Origin of the sequence: Micromonospora phytophila (assembly GCF_023656545.1) — a bacterium.
Lineage (GTDB): Bacteria > Actinomycetota > Actinomycetes > Mycobacteriales > Micromonosporaceae > Micromonospora > Micromonospora phytophila.
In genome coordinates this window covers 1-18,060 of record NZ_JAMOKF010000088.1, presented here as the reverse complement: position 1 = coordinate 18,060, position 18,060 = coordinate 1, and the positions used below count along the sequence as shown (strand labels likewise).

The 18,060-nt window shown below is 72.0% G+C and carries 21 protein-coding genes; 8 read left to right on the top strand and 13 right to left on the bottom strand.

The features are described 5' to 3' along the window. Positions 1-339, bottom strand: a 339-nt coding sequence (locus NCC78_RS13635; protein ID WP_250794886.1) for a hypothetical protein, incomplete at its 3' end; no start/stop codon positions are given. Between the two features lie 447 nt (positions 340-786). Continuing rightward, a complete protein-coding gene (locus NCC78_RS13630) occupies positions 787-1,521 on the bottom strand; it encodes an SDR family oxidoreductase (RefSeq protein WP_250794885.1) in 735 nt (244 codons plus the stop codon). A gap of 797 nt (positions 1,522-2,318) precedes the next feature. Here NCC78_RS13630 and NCC78_RS13625 point away from each other — a divergent pair. Beyond that, on the top strand, positions 2,319-3,281 hold the full coding sequence (locus NCC78_RS13625) for an acetyltransferase (protein ID WP_250794884.1): 963 nt from the start codon (positions 2,319-2,321) through the stop codon (positions 3,279-3,281). Positions 3,282-3,465: 184 nt separating this feature from the next. Here the strand turns inward: NCC78_RS13625 and NCC78_RS13620 are convergent, their stop codons facing one another. After that, complete coding sequence (locus NCC78_RS13620) at positions 3,466-4,680, bottom strand: YncE family protein (RefSeq protein WP_250794883.1); 1,215 nt, start codon at positions 4,678-4,680, stop codon at positions 3,466-3,468. Positions 4,681-4,796: 116 nt separating this feature from the next. Here NCC78_RS13620 and NCC78_RS13615 point away from each other — a divergent pair, with 116 nt between their 5' ends. Both NCC78_RS13615 and NCC78_RS13610 read left to right on the top strand, forming a co-directional pair. Further along, positions 4,797-5,378: an RNA polymerase sigma factor gene (locus NCC78_RS13615; protein ID WP_250794882.1), complete on the top strand. Its 582-nt coding sequence runs from the start codon at positions 4,797-4,799 to the stop codon at positions 5,376-5,378. Next, positions 5,371-6,090, top strand: coding sequence for a hypothetical protein (locus NCC78_RS13610; protein WP_250794881.1), 720 nt, complete (start codon positions 5,371-5,373; stop codon positions 6,088-6,090). The genes NCC78_RS13615 and NCC78_RS13610 overlap by 8 nt, the downstream gene beginning before the upstream one ends. A 17-nt stretch (positions 6,091-6,107) precedes the next feature. Here NCC78_RS13610 and NCC78_RS13605 read toward each other — a convergent pair whose 3' ends face one another. Then, the gene (locus NCC78_RS13605; RefSeq protein WP_372495127.1) at positions 6,108-6,773 is read right to left on the bottom strand and encodes a M23 family metallopeptidase; all 666 of its coding nucleotides are present in this window, start codon (positions 6,771-6,773) and stop codon (positions 6,108-6,110) included. A gap of 540 nt (positions 6,774-7,313) precedes the next feature. Next, entirely contained in the window at positions 7,314-7,874 is a 561-nt protein-coding gene (locus NCC78_RS13600) for an NADPH-dependent FMN reductase (protein WP_250794879.1), read from the bottom strand. Positions 7,875-8,011: 137 nt separating this feature from the next. Between NCC78_RS13600 and NCC78_RS13595 the strand changes: the two genes are divergently transcribed. Continuing rightward, on the top strand, positions 8,012-8,476 hold the full coding sequence (locus tag NCC78_RS13595; RefSeq protein ID WP_250794878.1) for a MarR family winged helix-turn-helix transcriptional regulator: 465 nt from the start codon (positions 8,012-8,014) through the stop codon (positions 8,474-8,476). A gap of 262 nt (positions 8,477-8,738) precedes the next feature. On the opposite strand, the gene NCC78_RS13590 is transcribed toward NCC78_RS13595, so the two are convergent. Further along, complete coding sequence (locus NCC78_RS13590) at positions 8,739-9,137, bottom strand: DUF2267 domain-containing protein (protein WP_250794877.1); 399 nt, start codon at positions 9,135-9,137, stop codon at positions 8,739-8,741. Positions 9,138-9,436: 299 nt separating this feature from the next. Here NCC78_RS13590 and NCC78_RS13585 point away from each other — a divergent pair, with 299 nt between their 5' ends. Further along, on the top strand, positions 9,437-9,829 hold the full coding sequence (locus NCC78_RS13585; RefSeq protein ID WP_250794876.1) for an MmcQ/YjbR family DNA-binding protein: 393 nt from the start codon (positions 9,437-9,439) through the stop codon (positions 9,827-9,829). Between the two features lie 135 nt (positions 9,830-9,964). Here the strand turns inward: NCC78_RS13585 and NCC78_RS13580 are convergent, their stop codons facing one another. After that, entirely contained in the window at positions 9,965-10,801 is an 837-nt protein-coding gene (locus tag NCC78_RS13580; protein ID WP_284706299.1) for a sigma-70 family RNA polymerase sigma factor, read from the bottom strand. 72 nt (positions 10,802-10,873) lie between these two features. Here NCC78_RS13580 and NCC78_RS13575 point away from each other — a divergent pair, with 72 nt between their 5' ends. Further along, a complete protein-coding gene (locus tag NCC78_RS13575; protein WP_250794875.1) occupies positions 10,874-11,296 on the top strand; it encodes an SRPBCC family protein in 423 nt (140 codons plus the stop codon). 78 nt (positions 11,297-11,374) lie between these two features. Next, positions 11,375-12,661 (top strand): MalY/PatB family protein, encoded by a 1,287-nt coding sequence (locus tag NCC78_RS13570; protein ID WP_250794874.1) that lies wholly within the window; start codon positions 11,375-11,377, stop codon positions 12,659-12,661. Positions 12,662-12,766: 105 nt separating this feature from the next. Here NCC78_RS13570 and NCC78_RS13565 read toward each other — a convergent pair whose 3' ends face one another. The 5 genes from NCC78_RS13565 to NCC78_RS13545 form a co-directional block, all read right to left on the bottom strand. Continuing rightward, on the bottom strand, positions 12,767-13,210 hold the full coding sequence (locus tag NCC78_RS13565) for an SRPBCC family protein (protein WP_250794873.1): 444 nt from the start codon (positions 13,208-13,210) through the stop codon (positions 12,767-12,769). Positions 13,211-13,224: 14 nt separating this feature from the next. Then, positions 13,225-13,587, bottom strand: coding sequence for an ArsR/SmtB family transcription factor (locus tag NCC78_RS13560; RefSeq protein WP_250794872.1), 363 nt, complete (start codon positions 13,585-13,587; stop codon positions 13,225-13,227). Continuing rightward, complete coding sequence (locus NCC78_RS13555) at positions 13,584-14,045, bottom strand: SRPBCC family protein (protein WP_250794871.1); 462 nt, start codon at positions 14,043-14,045, stop codon at positions 13,584-13,586. The genes NCC78_RS13560 and NCC78_RS13555 overlap by 4 nt, the downstream gene beginning before the upstream one ends. 138 nt (positions 14,046-14,183) lie before the next feature. Then, positions 14,184-14,978, bottom strand: a complete 795-nt coding sequence (locus tag NCC78_RS13550) for a S1 family peptidase (protein WP_250794870.1) — start codon at positions 14,976-14,978, stop codon at positions 14,184-14,186. 185 nt (positions 14,979-15,163) lie between these two features. Further along, positions 15,164-15,766, bottom strand: a complete 603-nt coding sequence (locus NCC78_RS13545) for a hypothetical protein (RefSeq protein WP_250794869.1) — start codon at positions 15,764-15,766, stop codon at positions 15,164-15,166. Positions 15,767-15,928: 162 nt separating this feature from the next. Between NCC78_RS13545 and NCC78_RS13540 the strand changes: the two genes are divergently transcribed. Next, positions 15,929-16,378 carry a VOC family protein gene (locus tag NCC78_RS13540; protein ID WP_250794868.1) on the top strand — a complete coding sequence of 150 codons (450 nt, stop codon included), beginning with the start codon at positions 15,929-15,931 and terminating at the stop codon, positions 16,376-16,378. Between the two features lie 90 nt (positions 16,379-16,468). On the opposite strand, the gene NCC78_RS13535 is transcribed toward NCC78_RS13540, so the two are convergent. Further along, positions 16,469-18,060: outer membrane protein assembly factor BamB family protein (locus NCC78_RS13535; RefSeq protein ID WP_250794867.1), on the bottom strand; the 1,592-nt coding region annotated here is incomplete at its 5' end.

Below are 18,060 nucleotides of genomic sequence, written 5' to 3'. Positions count from 1 at the left end.
CCCGGCGACCCGGCTCGGATCCGGCCCTTCACCCACTGGGTAGGTCGCCACCGGCACCTCGGCGCTCACGTCCAGGAACAGCCGGCCGCCCTCACACAGCAGGGTGACCGCCCGGACCTGCTCCAACGGGTACGGCAGATCCCGGGCCAGCCGCAGCCACAACGGGGGGCTGCCTTTCGCGGTGGGGATGCGCAGGCGGCGCCCGTTGAGGGTGAAGGTGCCGTAATACCAGCGCACCGGCACCAGGCCCCGCCGGCGGCGCGGAAACCGCGCCGAAAAGTCACCGTCGCGGCGGCGCTTCGCCGCCGCGAACCACGCGTCCGAGAACCGGCGCAACACCGACTGGCGCCTGTGCTGTCCAACTCCGCGAACGTGCCCGGCCCCGACACCGCCAATTCGCGGCACAACTCCTGATAGCCCACCAGCGGTGCATCACCGCGGCGGCGCCGCCACGCGTTGACCTCGAGCGCACACGCCCAGACGTCACCAGCCGAGCGCAGCAACCCGAAACACCGCCGCCGCTGCCCCGCCGTCAACCGCAACGCCACCCGCGCCGTGCGATACACCACGCGGGGAGCGGACGTATCCCGGCGGCGAGGCATGAACCGAAGCCAACACCACCCGTACGACATTCTCCTACCCGACACGAGCCCGGCGAACGCTTGTGGTCGCCGCACTAGCGAAAACTTCCGACGGCAGCGGCCGGGTGCCCGGGCGACACACCCATCCCGTCGCGGTGATCGGGATGACCGCGATCGTTCCGCTCGGCGGTGAGGGGTGGGCCGGTCAGGCGACGCCGCCGTTGACGAAGATGGTCTGGCCGTTGATCCAGCGGGCCGGGCCGGCCAGCGAGGACACCACCTCGGCGACGTCCTCGGGGGTGCCGAGCCGCCCCATCGGGTTCTGGCTCGCGATCTGCGCGATCAGCTCGTCGCTCTTGCCGTCGAGGAACAGGGCGGTGGCGGTGGGACCGGGCGCCACCGCGTTCACGGTGATGTCGCGGCCCCGCAGCTCCTTGGCCAGGATCGGGCCCAGCATCTCCACCGCGGCCTTGCTGGCCGCGTAGGCCGCGTACGCGGGGATCTTCAGGCGGGTCACCGAGGTGGAGAAGTTGATGATCGCGCCGCCTGAGCGGACGCGGCGGGCCGCCTGCTGGCTGACCACGAACGCGCCGCGGATGTTGGTGCGGTGCATCCGGTCCAGGTCGTCCAGATCCAGCTCTGCCAACGGCGACAGCAGCATGACGCCCGCGGCGTTGACCACCACGTCCACCCCGCCGTACCGCTGCTCGGCCGCGTCGAAGAGCGCCGCGACGGCGTCCGGCTCGGCCACGTCGGCGCGCACCGCCACGGCCCGGCCGCCGCCGTCCTCGATCGCGGCGACGGTGGACTTCGCCTCGCCCTCGTTTCCCGCATAGGCGACGACGACGGCCTGGCCGTCGGCGGCCAGGCGCTCGGCGACGGCGCGGCCGATGCCCCGGGAACCTCCGGTGACGACGGCGACACGGTCGATCCTGGTCATGACGTTCCTCCAAGTCGTGTACGGCACTGGCAACTAGAACACGTTGGCAATGCCACCGCAAGGCGGTAACAGTTTTTTGTTATCAGCGCCAAGTCGGGCCGTCCGTCCCCCGTCGGCCGGCACTGAGCCCGAAAGAGCCACCGGACGACCCCCACTCCCGTCGCAGTAGGCACACGCGCGACCAGCCAGGCCACCGAGCCCACCTCCGGCCGGGTCGCCTTCCGCCCCCCAGCCGCACCGCCTTCTTCCAAACGGCGCCGGACCCCGAAACGACCCTCTCCTGCCGCCGCCCGGCCGGACCGGTCACCGTTACCCGGTCCGCCTCCCGGGAACCCGGGCGACGAGCGCCGGATCCGAGCGAGCGCCGGCACCGCGCCGATGCCGCGCGAGGGAAGCGGACGTGGGGTGCGGGCCGCGCTGGCCTTTGCCGTGGATGGCGATCCTGCTGGGGCGGAATCGGCGACGGGGGCGGGTCGAGCGCCGCGCGGGGGAGGGCCGTCCCCTGCTTCCGCGTCGAATCCGCGGGTGTCCGGTCTGGGGCATCTGACCCACCTCCTCGCCCGACCCGCGGCACTCCCTCCCAACCGATCGGTACAAAGTTTGGGAATCGCTCCGGGCCCTGCTAGCTGACCGGGATGACCCAGTCGCATTGCGACGGGCGAATGCGTCGAGTAGATTCCAGCCACGCCGTCGAGCTGGAAGGAGGTCAGAACAATGTCCGATGTTCTGCGCCCCCTCCGCGCCCCGGCGTCCACGCGGATCTGACCCGGGGCGCTCGCTTTCCGGAGGATCCACCCATGACCGATCTGGTCATCCGCCCGCTGGTCGCGGGCGAGGAAAACCTGTTCGAATCCATGCCCGACCCGCTGCCGCAGCTGCGCCAGATCGCCTACGCCGACGGGATCGCCGGCGGCGGCTACCGGCCCGAGCACACCTGGGTCGCGCTTCGAGCCGGCCGCGTGGTCGGCCGAGCGGCCTGGGCTCTCCCGCCAGGTGCCGTCGGCGCCCCCTGGCTGGAACGGTTCGACCTGGCCGCCGAACCGGAGGTGGGTGCCGCGCTGCTGCGCGCCGCCCACGAGGCACTCGGCGGTCCCCGGTTGTACTACGCCTCCCTGCCCGCGCACTGGCGGCGCCGGCCTGAGGTGCTGGCCGTGGTCAAGGCCCCGATGGCGGCGGCCCGGCTCGCCGGGCTGGTCGAGCGCGGGGAGCGGCTGAGGTGCTCCTGGACGGGCACACCGCTGCCGGCCACCTCCGGCCGGTACACCTTCCGCCCGGCCGCCGACGCGGCCGAGATCAACGCGATGGTCGCCCGGATCGCCGAACCGGAGGTGCTGACCGGCATGGAGACGGCGCGGGCGGTCGGCGGTGTGGACCTGGCCACCGACCCGCTGGCCTGGCTGACCGGGCCGCCCGGGGACTGGCGCATCGCGTCGGACTCCGGAGTGCCGGTCGGCCTGGCGGGAACGGCCGGCGATGCCTGCTACCCGCTCCTCGCCTACCTCGGTCTGCTCGACGAGGCCGTCCGGGGTGAGCTGCTGGCCGACGCGGTCGGGGTGCTGGCCGCCGGCGGCGCTCCGGAGGTGGTCGCCGACGTGGACGCCCACCGGGTGGCCGTGGTGGCGGACCTGGAACGGACCGGATTCCGGCAGTTGCGGTCCCGGGTCGTCTTCGCACCCGCCGCCGCACCGTCCGGCTCGGCCGGCACGCCCGGCTCGGCGGTCGCTGCCGGGTCCGTCGCCGACCGGACCGGTCAGGTCTGATCCATCCGGGTGCGCCCTGGCCCCGCCAGGGCGCACCCGGCACACCGGTCAGGTCAACCCAGGAACGCCGCCCCCGCAGCTGCGGTCCACGGTTCCTCGCCGCCGTCATGCTGGTCAGCGGGCTGCTGCTGAGGATCGAGGCTGCGGTGCGCACACGGGCCGGCGCCGTACGTCCGGGTCAGTGTCAGGCGCGGCCGACCACGCCGTGCAGGCCGACCAGGCCGGGTACGGCGGCGCGGCCCAGCTCCCTGCCGGTGGCGGAGTCGTGCCAGCTCACGGCACCGGTCTGGCCCACGTAGAGGCGGTTACCGTCGGGGCTCAGCACGAGGCCGGTGACGGGTTCGCGGACCGGCCAGTCGCTGGCGTGGCTGAGGCGCGCGAGATCCACCGTACGCACCGTCGTGCCGGCGCCGACGAAGAGGCGGTCGCGGCCAGCGGCGGCGTGCGCGGTGCCGGCGCCCCGGGGCAACGTGGCGGTCCGGCGTACCGTCAGGTCCTCCGCGGCGGCCTCCGCGACCGCGCCCGACGTGACGTCGGCGACGAAGAGCCGGCCGCCGTCGGGCGTGATCGCCATGGCGTGGCCACCCGCGGACGCCGCACCGAACGGGTGCGGCAGATCGATGCAGTACGCCCACAGCGCGGCGAGGTTCAGCGTGTGCACGAACGCGTGCACGTTGCCCGGCCGCCCGCTGACCAGCTGGCGGGTGTGCTGGTGGTCGGGCTGATGGGTGTAGAGCGTGTAGAGGGTCGTCCGGTCCGGTGCGAGCACGGCCTGGCGTCCGTCACCGCGCATCTCCTCCTCGGCGCCCGGCGGGATTGGCTCCTTGGCGCGGGTGTGGAGCGGGCCGGGCACCCCGGTGGCGAGATCGACGACGCGGACCCGGTAACGGTCCGGCGACCCCGCCGGAAGCCACTCGAGGACGAACAGTCCGGCGAGATCGTCGGTGAACGCCTCGGGTACGAAGTTGCCCCGCAGCTCCAGCCGGTGCCGGACCCCGGAGACGTCGGCGATCAGCACCCGGGTCACGTCCCGCCCGCCCGGTCGACCCGTGGTGACATCCACCTCGTTCGAGGTGAGCGCCACCGCCGTGCCGTTGGCGGAGACGACCTGCGGCACCCACCGTCCCGACAGGGTGACCGCAGCGGTGCTGCGACCCGTGGCGGTGTCGATCCGCCAGAAGGCGGTGTCGGCGCCCTCGGGCGCGCTCGCGTACGCCGACAGCCCGTCGGCGGTGGCGGCGGAGCGGGGGATCGTCCGCCGGTCGGCACCGCGCAGCACGCCGAGGCCGGCGTCGAGCTCGACGAGCAGCGCGTCGGGGATCGCGACGGCGGGTGGCGAGTTCCGGCTGCCAGCCGGATCGCAGCCCACCAGCGCGGCGGCGCCGGTACCGGCGAGCACAGTGAGAATGGTGCGTCGCGAGATCGTTGTCCTGGCCGTCATGCTCGGATGACACCACCAGATCCGCCGAGGTTCCGCCCGGGCGGGGGTGGAACCCGGACGGCGTGGGCGGTGTCATGAGTGCAGTCCCACCGGAGGTTCCCCTGGACGACGACGATTTCGTCACCCGCGCACGGGCAGGTGACCTGGAGGCGTACGAACTCCTGGTCGCCCGACACACCGCGTCCGCGTACCGGACGGCGGTGCTGCTCGGCGCGGGCTCGGACGCCGAGGACGTCATCCAGGAGGCGTTCGTGAAGGGATACCGCAAGCTCTCCCGTTATCGCGCGGAGTCGTCCTTCCGCTCATGGCTGCTGGCCATCGTGGCCAACGAGACCCGCAACCTGCACCGCTCGCGCACCCGGCGGGACGGGCTCGTCCTGCGCGCCGCGGTGGCGAACCCGGAGTCGCAGGTCGCCGAGGACGGCGCCGTCGGCGCCGTCCTCGCCGGGGAACGCCGGGCCACGCTGGTACGCGCCCTGCGGCTGCTGCCGGTGAAGGACCGTGAGGTCATCGTCTGCCGGTTCTTCCTCGATCTCAGCGAGGACGAGACCGTGACGATGTTGGGTTGGCCCCGAGGCACGGTGAAGTCGCGGACGTCGCGGGCGCTGACGAAGCTCCGCGGCCTGCTCGGCGGCGAGGAGGTCCACCGTGGATGATCTCGAAAGGGAGTTGCGGGACCTGTCCGCCTGGCTGGAGACACCCGACGCGCCCGAGGTGACCGCCCGCGTACGCGCACGGCTCACCGCGCCCGCTGCCCGGCGACGCCGGTGGCGCTACTACGTCGCGGCGGCGCTGGTCGCCCTGCTCGTCGCGGTGCTGCCGCCGGGGCGGGCCGCGGTCGCCGACGCCGTGACGGGGCTGCTGCGCTTCGCCGGGATCACCATCGACACGTCGTCCGCACCGCCACCGCCCACCGGCGTTCCGTCGCCGTTGCCGTCGCAGCGGTCCGCCGCCCTGGACGAGGCGCAGCGGTCGGTGCGTTTCCCGATCCGCCTACCGGCGACGCTGGGCCCGCCCGAGCGGGTACTGGTCGCCGACCCCGACGGCACCGGCACCTACCGGGTGGCGACCCTGCTCTACCGCGGGGGCGCGCTGCGCATCGACGCCTTCGACGGTGGTCTCGACCCGATCTTCCAGAAGATGGCCGGCGGGCCGGGGACGGACTGGGTCCAGGTCAACGGTGACGCCGCCGTCTGGATCGGCGGCCCCCACGAACTGGCGTACGTGGATCGGGCGGGCACGGTCCGGGTGGAGACGGCGCGGCTCGCCGCCTCGACCCTGATCTGGCAGCAGGCCGGCGTGAGCTACCGGCTCGAGGGCGACGTCACCAAGATCGAAGCGATCGAGATCGCCACCGCGCTGAACTAGCGATCCGCGGCAGGCGGCTACTGCTGCTGCTCGGAGACGCAGTTCCCGCTCGTACGCCTGACGGTGTATTCGGTGTCGTCGTTGGTGATGCCGGAGGGGGAGCCGTCGAAGTAGGTTTCGACCTTCTCCCAGCCCCGGCGCTGCTCGTAGTGCAGGTGCGGTGCGCCGGAGTTGCCGGTGCTGCCGAGCCGTCCGATCTGCTCGCCCTGGGCCACCCGCTGGCCGACCTCGACCAGGGGCGGTTCGAGCAGGTGCAGGTACTGCGTCTCCCACTTTCCACCGTGGTCGATCTTCACCCAGTAGCCGCCGCCGCGGCCACGCGGGCCCTGGGGATTGTCCGGGGTCCGGCCGCCCACGGACCCGTTGATTCCCGCCTCGGTGACCGTGCCCCCATAGGACGCGAGCACCGGCCGCCCCCACGCCTCGCCCTCGGTGGGAAACAGGTCGACGTCGTAGTCGTCGTGGCCGGGGTAGGTGCCGAGCTGCCAGGTCTCGCCGCAGGCAACGGGGAGCTGGAAGAGCGGGCGCGGACCCGGCGGCCGCAGCAGCGGCACGACGACCACGGCGATGGCGATCAGGGCCGAGACCGCGCCGAGCGCGAGGACCAGGCGGGCGGTACGGCTCCGGACGTGGCGGTGGGTGCGGGGTCTGGTGGGGTGGCCGGTCGTCACCGCCCCGAGCATGACAGACGTCGGCAAGGCGTCGCTATCGCCGGTCCACCGAGAGGTGCAGGCTGGCCGGAATGGCGTCGAACGCCCCGCGGAGGCGCTCCACCAGGGCCTCGCGTCCGCCCTGCCCGTCGCGTCGACTCCAGTCACGACGCGATCAAGGAGCTGTGCCGACCATGACCATGACGAAACCCTCCACCCCGGCCGCCATCCCGTTCGGCCCGCAGCTCATCGGCCAGGTCGAGAAGTCCCTCAATGCGTTCCTGGAGCGCCAGCTGGATGGCACCGGCCTGACCGAGCCCATCAGCTGTGGGGCGACCTGCCGGCCGGAGACCTCGACACCGCGGGCCGCGTCCTGGGCACCGTCCTCACCCGCGCCAACCTCCTGCTGGCCACCGCCTGACGCAGGCCCGCGGCCGGGGAGTGACTGCTGGCGGGTGGGTGACCAAGGGGGCGCACCGGACGAGGTCCAGACCTGGTCAGGCCCTGACCATGATCCATGCCGGTGCGCTCCCCCACCCCCTGCCCATCCTTCGGATCAGGTGGAAAGCCTGTTCACGCCCGGCGCAGCGGGGCGAGCGCGGTGCTCCAGGCCACGAGCTGGTCGAGGGTGGCGTTCAGCGCGTCCCGCTGGAAGTCGGTGGGCTTGAAGACGCTGAAGTTCTCGAAGTCGGTGAAGAGCGACAGGGCCACCTGGGACCGCACGTCGGCCATCTGAAGCTCGCCGGCGATCAGGCGGAGGTGCTCCACGGCGCGGGTGCCGCCGGCGGAGCCGTAGCTGACGAACCCGACGGCCTTGTTGTTCCACTCGGCGTAGAGAAAGTCGATGGCGTTCTTGAGGGCACCCGACGTGGAGTGGTTGTACTCGGGGGTGACCATCACGAACCCGTCGAACGACGCGATCTTGTTGGCCCAGCGGAGCGTGTGCGGCTGGGTGTACTGGCCCATCGCCGGCGGGTACGCCTCGTCGAGGTGCGGCAGCTGGTAGTCGAGCAGGTCGACGAGCTCGAACTCCGCGTCGGTGCGCTGCTTGGCGACGTCCAGGACCCAGCGGGCGACGGCTTCGCCGTTCCGGCCCGGGCGGGTGCTGCCGAGAATGATCCCGATCCTGGTCATGGTGGTTCCCTTCCAGAGGTCCTTGCCTGGCTCGCCCACGCTAACCCCTGCTTGCTTGGTCAAGCAAACTTCCCCCCCTATGGTTGCCGTCACGTCGCGTCGGGCGGTTGCCCGGTCAAGCAACTAGGATGGGTGGCATGTCCGCGACCCCCGCAGAGCACCTGCGGCCCCTCAGCCCCGACGAGGAGGCGCTCGTCCGCTCCCTGGGCCGGGTGATGTACGCCCTGCCCCGCGCGATCGACGCGGACATGGTGGGCGACCGCCAACTGCCCCTCACCGAGTACACGGCTCTGATGAACCTCTCCGAGGCGCCCGGCCGGCAGATGCGGATGAGCGAGCTCGCGGCGGCCTGCCATCTCTCTCTCAGCGGCATGACCCGCACCGTCACCCGACTGGAGACCCAGGGCCTGGTCGAGCGGGTCCGGTGCGAGGAGGACGCCCGCGGCTGGAACGCCGTCCTCACCGACGCCGGCCTGGCGCGCCTGCAAGAGTCCTGGCCGAGCCATCTGGCCGCGGTCCGGCGGCGGTTCCTCGACCACTTCGAGGGCATGGACCTCGTCCGGCTCACCCAGGCGTTCCAGCGGATCGGGACGACGGGGTAGGACCACGTCGATCGCTCCGAGCCGCCTTCGGGAACCGCCGGCTCGGCAGTTTCGGAGGTACGCCCTCACTGAGCCTGAAACGTCCGACTCGCGGCATGTTCCGACGAGTCCGCGCAGGCTTCCCGGGGCGCAGTCGCCGGACGGCGATCATTCCGCCGCCGGGATCTCCTTCAGCCGAAGCTCCAGGCGGGCACCGGCTCCTCGAGCCCTCGGTGGGGTGGCGTGCGGCCGACTGCGCGGCGGGGACGGGCGCCCTCGACCGTCAGGCCTGTCGGCGGACGAACGGCGCGGTCTGGTCGGCGACGTCTCCGTACTCCGCCGGCAGCTGGCCGACCACCTGTTCGTAGCCGATGGGGCCGAGTGCGTCCCGGAGGACGCCGAAAACCGCCGTCACCCCGTCCCTCGCCCGATCCAGGTCGAGGTCCGCGCGGCCGCTGACCCGGTCGACGAACACCTCGAGCCCGAACCGTTCGGCGGTCACACTGCCGCCGAAGGCGTACGCCCGCAGCCCGGCGGGAAGCTGGTCGGCCAGGTCGCGCGCCTCCCCGCCGTCGATGCGTTCGGCCAGGGTGGTGAGCGTGGCCTGTGTGACGGCAGCGGCCTGCTCCGACGACATCCCGGACCGCGTCGCCACCAGGGCGAGGAACTCGTTGTCGTTCACCGTGCGGCCTTCCTCTCGCCGTTGGGTCAGGCGAATTCCCAGGCTCCATGCCCGCAAACAAGGTCGCGCGTCGACGTGGACGCCGGATCCGCCGCGTCCGCAGCAGCTGGCTCCCGGTGGACGCTCACTCCGCCCGGGCCCCGCCCCCGAAAGCAGCCTTGATCTTGCACACTCTGCGGGTGGTTGTGCCGCTACCGACGAGGTGCCCCGTTGGCGGGTCCGACCGGCTGGCGGGGATCGCGCTCGGCGTAGCGGTTAGCCTGTGCGTATGCAGGAGGCGCTGTCCCGGAGCAACCCCGATGGCTGACGCCGACGACGTCCGCCACCTGGCACGGGCGCTGCCTCACGTGATCGAGATCGACAGTGACGGCTTCGACTTCCGGGTCGCCGGCAAGGGGTTCGTCTGGTCCTATCCCGAGCGCCGACCGGGTGCGTCGCGCCGCATCCGGACCGACATCGCGGTGCTGTACGTCGGCGACGAAGCGGAGAAGCAGGCGTTGCTCCTCGGAGAGCCCGACGTCTTCTTCACCACGCCCGCGTACGACGGGCTGCCCCTGGTCATGCTGCGGCTGGCGCAGGTGGACGTCGATCGCCTGACGGAGCTCGTCACCGACGCGTGGCGCATGCGCGCCCCGGACTCGGCCGTCGGCGACGTTGATCGCACTGATTCGTTGAGCAGAGCCGATCAGTAGGTCGAGGTGACACTCGCCCGATGCCGCGGGCGGAGCGTGCCAAAGACTCGACCGCTCGTCTGCGCCAGCCCTGGCAGGGTTGCGAGGTTCGCACCCTCTGCGGCAGATCCGGACGTTGGGCTTTGTGGATGTCGACTAGGACGGTTCGATGCAGAGGTGGCCCAGGCGGTGTGGGTCAGCGATGATGTCGATCGTCAAGATCTTGCCGTTGGCGATCGTGAAAGTCATGGCTGTGACGAGACGCCCGCGGGGTGTCACCAGGATCGCCGGTGATCCGTTGACGAGCCGGACGTGGGCATCCTTGGCCCGGCGCGAGAACGCCAGAGCCTGCTCGGCGACGTCCCGAACTCCGCGCAGGAGGGTGGGTGCCCCGGCGGGTGCCGCAGAGGCGTCGGCACGGACTGTGACGTCGGGGTCGAGCACGTCGAGCAGCGCAGCGAAGGCGCCGTTGCGCGACGCGGCGAGGAAGGCGTCGACGACCTCCCGTCGCCGGGATACGTCGCTGTCGGGTACCTGCGCGGCGCGTACCCGGCTACGTGCGCGGCTGGCGAGCATCTTGGTTGCCTGGGTCGAACGGCCGACCACCGGCGCGATCTCGGCGAACGGCACGGCGAACATGTCGTGCAGGACGAACGCCAGCCGCTCCGCGGGAGACAGTGTGTCCAGCACGACCAGCAGGGCGAGCCCAACTGAGTCGGCCAGGATCGCCTCCTGCTCCGGGTCGGAGCTGTCTGCCGGTAGTCGCGCGTCGAGGGCAACCTCCCGCCGCGTCCTGCGTGCACGCAGCATGTCAAGACATACGCGTGACACGACGGTGGTAAGCCAGGCCGCGGCGTCCTGGATGCCGTTCGTGTCGGTGCGGGCAAACCTCAGCCACGCCTCTTGGACCGCGTCGTCGGCTTCGTTTCGCGAACCGAGCATGCGGTAGGCGATCGCGTGCAGATGGCCTCGGTGTGCCTCGAAGTCGTCCACGGTTACCTCTCCGCCTCGTCCCGCGTCATAGCACTGACGAATGAAGACAAGCAGAGGTAACAAGGAGGAGCGATGGCACCGCTGGTTTCCACGATCGAGATCGCGCGCCCGCCGGAGGAGGTCTTCGCCTACGCTACCGAGCCGCTGCTCTTCCCGGAGTGGCAGCACGACGTGGTGGGCGTGCAGATGGTCGGCGATTCACGGTTCGTCACGACCAGGCGGATCAGTGGCGCGGAGCGCACGATGACCCAGGCAATCACCCACAACGATCCGCCGCACAGCTGGGCCTGCCGAGGCATCGACGGTCCCATTCGTCCGCACGCCACGATCACGATCGAGCCGATCGCTGGCGGCGCGCGGTCACGGGTCACCTTCACGCTCGACTTCGGAGGCCACGGATTCGGCGTACCCCTTGTGCCACTGGTACGCCGGCAGGCGCGCAAGGGCGCGCCGAGCAGCTACCGGAACCTCAAGACGCGTCTGGAAGATCAGTAGCCGGGGCAAGGGCACCTGGGTCGGTGGTGTCCACACCGGGCCGGGCGGTGACGGCGCGTACGGCCTAGGGTGGGCGGCATGGCAAGCCCTGCCTTCGCCGACAACACCCCGGCCCACAATCCGCTCACCCTGCTCACGCTGGACGAACTCCGTCAGCGCACCAGCGTGAAGTGGCGCATGCATCCGCCCGACGTGCTACCCCTCTGGGTCGCGGAGCTGGACGTACCCCTCGCTCCCCCGGTGGCCGACGCGCTCCGCCGCGCGATCGACCTCGGTGACACCGGTTACGCGTACGGGACGGCGTACGCCGAGGCGCTCGGCGACTTCGCCGCCCGGCGCTGGGGCTGGCACAACTTCCGCGTCGACCACACCACCGTGGTACCCGACGTGATGATGGGCATCGTCGAGGTACTCCGGCTCGTGACCGACCCCGGAGACGCGGTGGTGGTCTGCTCCCCCGTGTACGCGCCCTTCTACGCCTTCGTCAGCCACGCCGGCCGGCAGGTGATCGAGGCCCCGCTCGGCGTCGACCTGCGGATGGACCCGGCCGCGCTCGACGAGGCGTTCCGCCGGGCCCGGGCCTGCGGGCGCCGGCCGGCGTTCCTCATGTGCAACCCGCACAACCCGACCGGGGTCGTCCACCGCCGCGACGAGCTCGAAACCGTCGCCGAACTGGCCGGCCGGCACGGCCTGCGGGTGATCTCCGACGAGATCCACGCCCCCCTGGTGCTCCCCGGGACGCACTTCACCCCGTACCTCACCGTGGCCGGCGCCGAGAACGCGTTCGCCCTGACCTCCGCCTCGAAGGCCTGGAATCTCGCCGGCCTCAAGGCGGCGCTCGCGGTCGCCGGGCCGCAGGCCGCCGCCGACCTCAACCGCATGCCGGAAGAGGTCGGCCACGGGCCCAGCCACCTGGGCGTCATCGCGCACACCGCCGCGTTCCGCGCCGGCGGGCGGTGGCTCGACCTCCTCCTCGACGGCCTCGACGCAAACCGCACGCTGCTGGCGACGCTGCTGGCGAAGCACCTTCCATCCGTCACGTACCACCGCCCCGAGGGCACCTACCTCGCCTGGCTGGACTGCACGAGCCTGGGCATCGCCACCGAGCAACCGGACGGTGAATCCGGCGCGGCCAGCGACCTCGCCGGGCCCGCGAAGATGTTCCTCGACCGCGCGCGGGTCGCCCTCAGCTCCGGGCACGTCTTCGGCACCGGCGGGGCCGGCTTCGTACGGCTCAACTTCGCCACGTCACCCGCGGTCCTCACCGACGCTGTCACCCGCATGGGGCGGGCGGTCGACGCGCACCACCGGCGCGGCGCCGACGACCCACCGCGGACAGGTGTGGCCGCGCCGACGAGCGCCTGACCGCGACCCGCACCGACACCGACCGGCCCGCCGCCGACCCTGCCACCCGGGACGACGTCAGGCCCCGCCTGAGGAGACGTTCGGGCCCTTCAGCACACTGCGCGGTCAGTGCCAGTCGCTGATCTTCACGTCGCGCGGGTCGGGGGCACCTTTCCCGGTCTCGAGGAGCTGCTTGAGGCTGATCAGGAAGGTGGCCCACTTGGTGCTGCAGTGGTGCATGAACTCGACCGGCTCACGCCAGCCCTCGTGCTTGAACAGCACGATCGTGTAGTCGCCGTCCTGACGAAGGTCCCACTGCACACTGGTGCCGATCCACTCCTGGGGTCCGTCCACGACGTCCCAGCGAACGAGTCGGCCCGGATCGAGGTGGGCGACCTTCATGTCGAACCCGCCCGGCCCGAACCGGAACTCGATCACGCCGCCGAGGTCGGTCTTACCCGACGTGTTCTCGGCCCACCAGCCGGACAGGCCGTCGAGGGTGGTGAGCGCGCCGTACACCCGCTCCGGCGAGGACCGCTCGACGCCGATGCGGTGAAGGATGTCTGCCATTCCCGTGTTCCTCTCTACTGCTTCTTCTCGCTGTCGTTGGTCGTGCCCCGGCGGCGCTGGATCGTCTCGGCGATGCGCTTGATGCGCTGGAGACGAGCGTCCCAGGCGGCGCCGACCTCGGCGAGCTGGGCGACGGCGCGGGCCAGCTGGGCCTGATCGACGCGGAACTGCTTCTCGCGGCCGGCGGTGGTGGCGTGCACCAGCCCGACCCGGTCGAGGACGACCAGGTGCTTCGCCACCGCCTGACGGGTCACCGGCAGGCGCTCGCTCAGGCTGGTCGCCGTTCCGCTGCCGTCGTTCAGCAGCAGGTCGAGCATCCGGCGCCGGATCGGGTCGCCGACCGCCGACCAGAGGTCGTCGTCCACCATCACGCTCATGCGCCCGCTGCGACCTTCTCGGCGTACGCCGGCAGCCGCGGCAGGTAGAAGTCCCAGCCGGTGACGTGCTCGGCGTACTCGGCGGCGACCTTCGCCTCGTCCCAGCCGCGCTCGCGGAACCCGCTCTCGGTCATCCGCAGGAGCGTCCCGTTCCCGGCGGGCTCAAGCTCGAAGACGACCAGCAGCGAGTTGCCCGGGGCGACGGGCTCCCCCTCCTCGTGGGTCCACCGGAAGGAGAACAGCCGCGGCGGCACGGCCTCGACGACCGCGAACTGCACCCAGATGCCGCCCTGCGTGCAGTCCCCGAAGCCGATCCGTCCCGCTCCCCCGGGCACGGCCGGGAACTCCGCCTCGTCCGGCCACCACTCGCGCAGGTGCTCGGGACTGCTGACCACGTCGAAGACGACCTCGGGTGAGGCGTCGATATGGATCTCCCGCTCGATCGTCCCGAACTCCACGCGCGCCACCTTTCGCAACCTTTGGTTGCACATGACGCTAGCCGACCCGCCAGAAACGCGCAACCGTTGGTTGCGTGAGGGAGGCCGCGGCGCGGCGGCCCGGCCGGTCGCCGGCCGGGCCGCCCGATGGTCGTCCGGTCAGCCGCCGAGACTCGCGGCGGCCGAGGCGATCGCCGAGGCGAAGTAGCTCACCTGGGTGTAGACACCCGGGTAGTTGGGCCGGGCGCAGCCGTTGCCCCAGCTGACGATGCCGACCTGGATCCAGGCGTTGTTGGCGTCGCGGCGGAACATCGGGCCGCCCGAGTCACCCTGGCAGGTGTCCACACCGCCGCTGGCGTAGCCGGCGCAGATCTCCTCCGCGGGGATGATGTCGCCGCCGTAGTTGGCGTTGCAGGTGGAGTCGCTGACGAAGGGGACGGTCGCCTTGAGCAGGTACCGCTGCTGCGAGCCACCCTCGCGTGCGGCGCCCCAGCCGGCGACGGTGAAGGTGCCGTTGTCGTAGGCGGTCGTGTTGGCGATCTTCAGCGTGCTCAGCCCGGTGACCGGGGTGGCCAGCCGGATCAGCGCCCAGTCCTTGCCGCTGCCGTTGTAACCGGGAGCCCGGTAGACGTAGTTCGACCGGACGGTGATCCGGCTGGCCGACCGGAGGTCGACCACTCCCAGCGTGGCGGTGATGCTGGTGTTGGTGCCGGTGGCGCCCACACAGTGCGCCGCGGTGAGCACCAGCCGGGAGCTGTACAGGGCCCCGCCGCACCCCATCGAGAGCCGCACCATGAACGGGAACTCGCCCTGGGCGGCGCGGGTGCCACCGACGACGTACGGCGTCGCCGTGCCGTCGGCCGCGACGGCCGGCGCCGCGAGAGTGAGGCTGCCCGCGGTCACCGCGGCCAACGCGGCGGCCAACAGGCCGGTGAGGGTGCGCCAGCGAACCATGGTTCCTCCGCATCAGACGGCACGCCTCGCGACGCACCTGCTTCGAGATTGCGCCCATCATATTGATGTCAATGAATTGGATTCGACATCCCCGATGGGTCGTACTCCCGGCGCTATGGATCCGAAGGCCAGCCTTGGACACGGCGATCCACGAGAAGCGCGACGCGCGCGGGTCCCGTGGACCGCTACTCGGTGCCGTCGGGTGCGGTGGAGTCCCGTTCAGGGCACCCGTCTGCGGCCCCGGCGCCGGACGACTCGGGCGGCGGCAGCGGCAACTCGACGGCGGCCACCGTCCCGACCCGCACGGCGGAGTGCGCCGGCGGCAGCTTGTCGGCTCGCGGCGAGCGACTGTGCACCCGGCCCCTACCAGCCGGGTCCGGTCGCCTGCTCACCTCGCAGGTCACCATCCGGATCGGCTCAGGCGGCGCAGTCCACCGGCCGGCACCCCAGCGCACCCAGAGCGCGACCCGCCCCGCGTCGGCTTCCGCGAGCAGCTTCTCCCAGGTGCGGCGGCGCGTACCGTGATCGATCTCGACGACGACCGGCGGCCCGTCCGGGCGGGCACAGGCCACGTCGAGCACCGACTGCTGTGCGGACATCGGCGGCGGCAGCGGCAGCACACTGGGCGCCCGCCGGTAGACCCGCCAGCCCCGCTCTGCCGCCCAGTCGACCACCGCGTCGATCAGCCGGGCAGTGACCTGGTCCGTGGTCAGGTCGGTGAAAGTGACCGCGTCGAGCCGGTCAGCCAGCGACGCCGCCAACCGCTCCCCGTCCTCACCGACCACCACCGCCGCAGGGTAACCGCGCAACCAACCTCCCGTGCCGGCAGGGCAGCACGAGAGTACGCGCGAGGAACGCTCGCGCTTCCCGGCAATCCGTGGCGGTCACGGCTACTGTGCACCACAGGGAGAGTGAGGCTTGAAGCGGTGGACGCGGCGAGGAGGAAAACCGTGGCACTGGGCTGGAAAGTGGTCTTCGACGCCGGCGACCCGCATCGCCAGGCTCTGTTCTGGGCCGAGGCACTCGGCTATCAGGTCGAGGACAACAGCGCGCTGATCGAACAGTTGCTGTCCGCCGGGGCGATCGAGGAGAACCTGTCCGTCGAGTTCCAGGGCCGCCTGTACTGGCGAGACGCCGCGGCTGTCCGGCATCCCGAGGACCCGTTCGACCCGCTCAGCGGCACAGGACTGGGCAGGCGCCTGCTGTTCAACCGGGTCCCCGAGCCCAAGACGGGCAAGAACCGCCTCCACCTCGACATCCACGCCGATCCCGGACAGCGTGAAGCAACCGTGGCCCGGCTCCAGGCGCACGGCGCCACGCTGGTCCGCCACGTCAAGGAACCGGGCGGCGAGTGGACCGTGCTCACCGACCCGGAAGGCAATGAGTTCTGCGTCGCCTGAACCGCTCGCCGTCGACACCCACAACCAAGGCCGCTCACGGGCCCTCGTGATCGGTGATCCGTTGGCCGGCGATGCTCCGGAAGACACTCACTAGTCGTCGGCGAACCGGTAGAGCAGGAAGTCCTTCGCCGACCCGCAGGCGATCACGCTGGTGTTCCACGAGCACGTTTCGCTGCGTACGTCCTTGAGTTGGCCCATCTCGGCCACCGCGTCAGAACCCACCGCCATCCCGGCGACGCTGCGGTCGTCCTCCACGGAGCTCGGCGGGTCGGCGAAGAGCAGCAGGTTGCCCGCGTCCAGCCGGACCGCCACCCCGCCCCGGTCGGGCAGCACCGCCCGGCCGTCCGGGTCGAACAGCGTGCCGGCCGACTCCGGCGAGGTGCGCCGGACGAGCAGGTACTCGCCGAGCGGCACCAGCCGGGTCGCCTCCGGCGCCGGCCAGCGCTTCGTCTCCTTCTCGGTGGCCGCCACCACCTCGGCGGTCTCGTCGTCGCCGCCGGTGACCTCCAACAGGCACGCCCGCCGCTCGCCGCAGGGGACCAGCGCCGTCGGCCGCTTCCGGTCGTCGGCCGCGGTGTGCAGCACGGTCGGCTGGGCGTCGTTGGTGAGGTCGTACGCCAGCAGCTGGTACCTGGGCTCGTCACGGGCCACGTAGAGCCGGTCCCCGTGTGCCACCACCAGGTCGTCGTGGTCCGCCACTCCGACCCGGGTGCGGACGATCCGACCACTGTCCATCTCGACCAGCCGGACGGAGCGGTCCGCACCCACCTGCACGATCCGGCGGACCTCGCCGCGCCACGGGTCACGCGGGGAGCCGTCGAGATACGCCGGGCCGCCCAACGCCTCGTCGGTGAGGACCGGGTGGACGCTGGTCCGGGCGCCGTCGTACTCGTCGCGCGGGCTGTCCAGCGACCACTTCTGGTCGCCGTCGCTCAGGCGCAGACCGACCAGCCGCTTGCCGGCCCGGTCCACCAGCACCGCGACGTCCTCGCCGAAGACCACGTCGTCCTCGCCCCGCAGCGAGCGGGTCCACCGCTGCTCACCGGTCCCACCGTCGAACACCACCAGGTCCCGGGGCGTGTCGCTGCCGATGGCGTCAGCGAAGACCGCGACGGCCCCGGGCACGGCGACGATCCCCTTCCACCGCTCGGACGTCGTCGTGGTCTGCCAGCGCCGCTTCTGTTCGCCGGAGTCCGCGTCGACGGCCACCACCTCCAGCCGCCCGTCGGGCAGCCGGTGCCCGAGGTAGGCCCGGTCGCCGAGCACCGCGGTGAACATCTGCGACGGCCGCTCCGCGCCGGCGGCGACCCGGGTCACCTCGGCGACGGAGGTACGGAACTTCAGGGCCGGGTAGCGGTCGCGGGTCAGGTACAGCACCGCCACGGTCACCACCCCGGCGAGAGCGGCCACGGCCCCGACCGTGGTCCACAGTGCCGGGCGACGGGGGAACACCGGCCCGGTCCGGCCGGCGCCGGGTGGTGGGGACACCGGCGCCCCCGGCAGGGGTACGCCCACCGCGCCGCCACCCGGGTGCGCGGGTGAGCCCGACCCCCAGCCGCCCGGCGCGACGGCCACCGGCGAGCCGGGCGCCCCCGGAGCGGCGGGCGTGGTCCCCGGCGTTCCCTGGTAGGAGGCGGCCGATACGCCCTGCGGCGCGGGACGCGGCTCCACCGGCGTCCCGG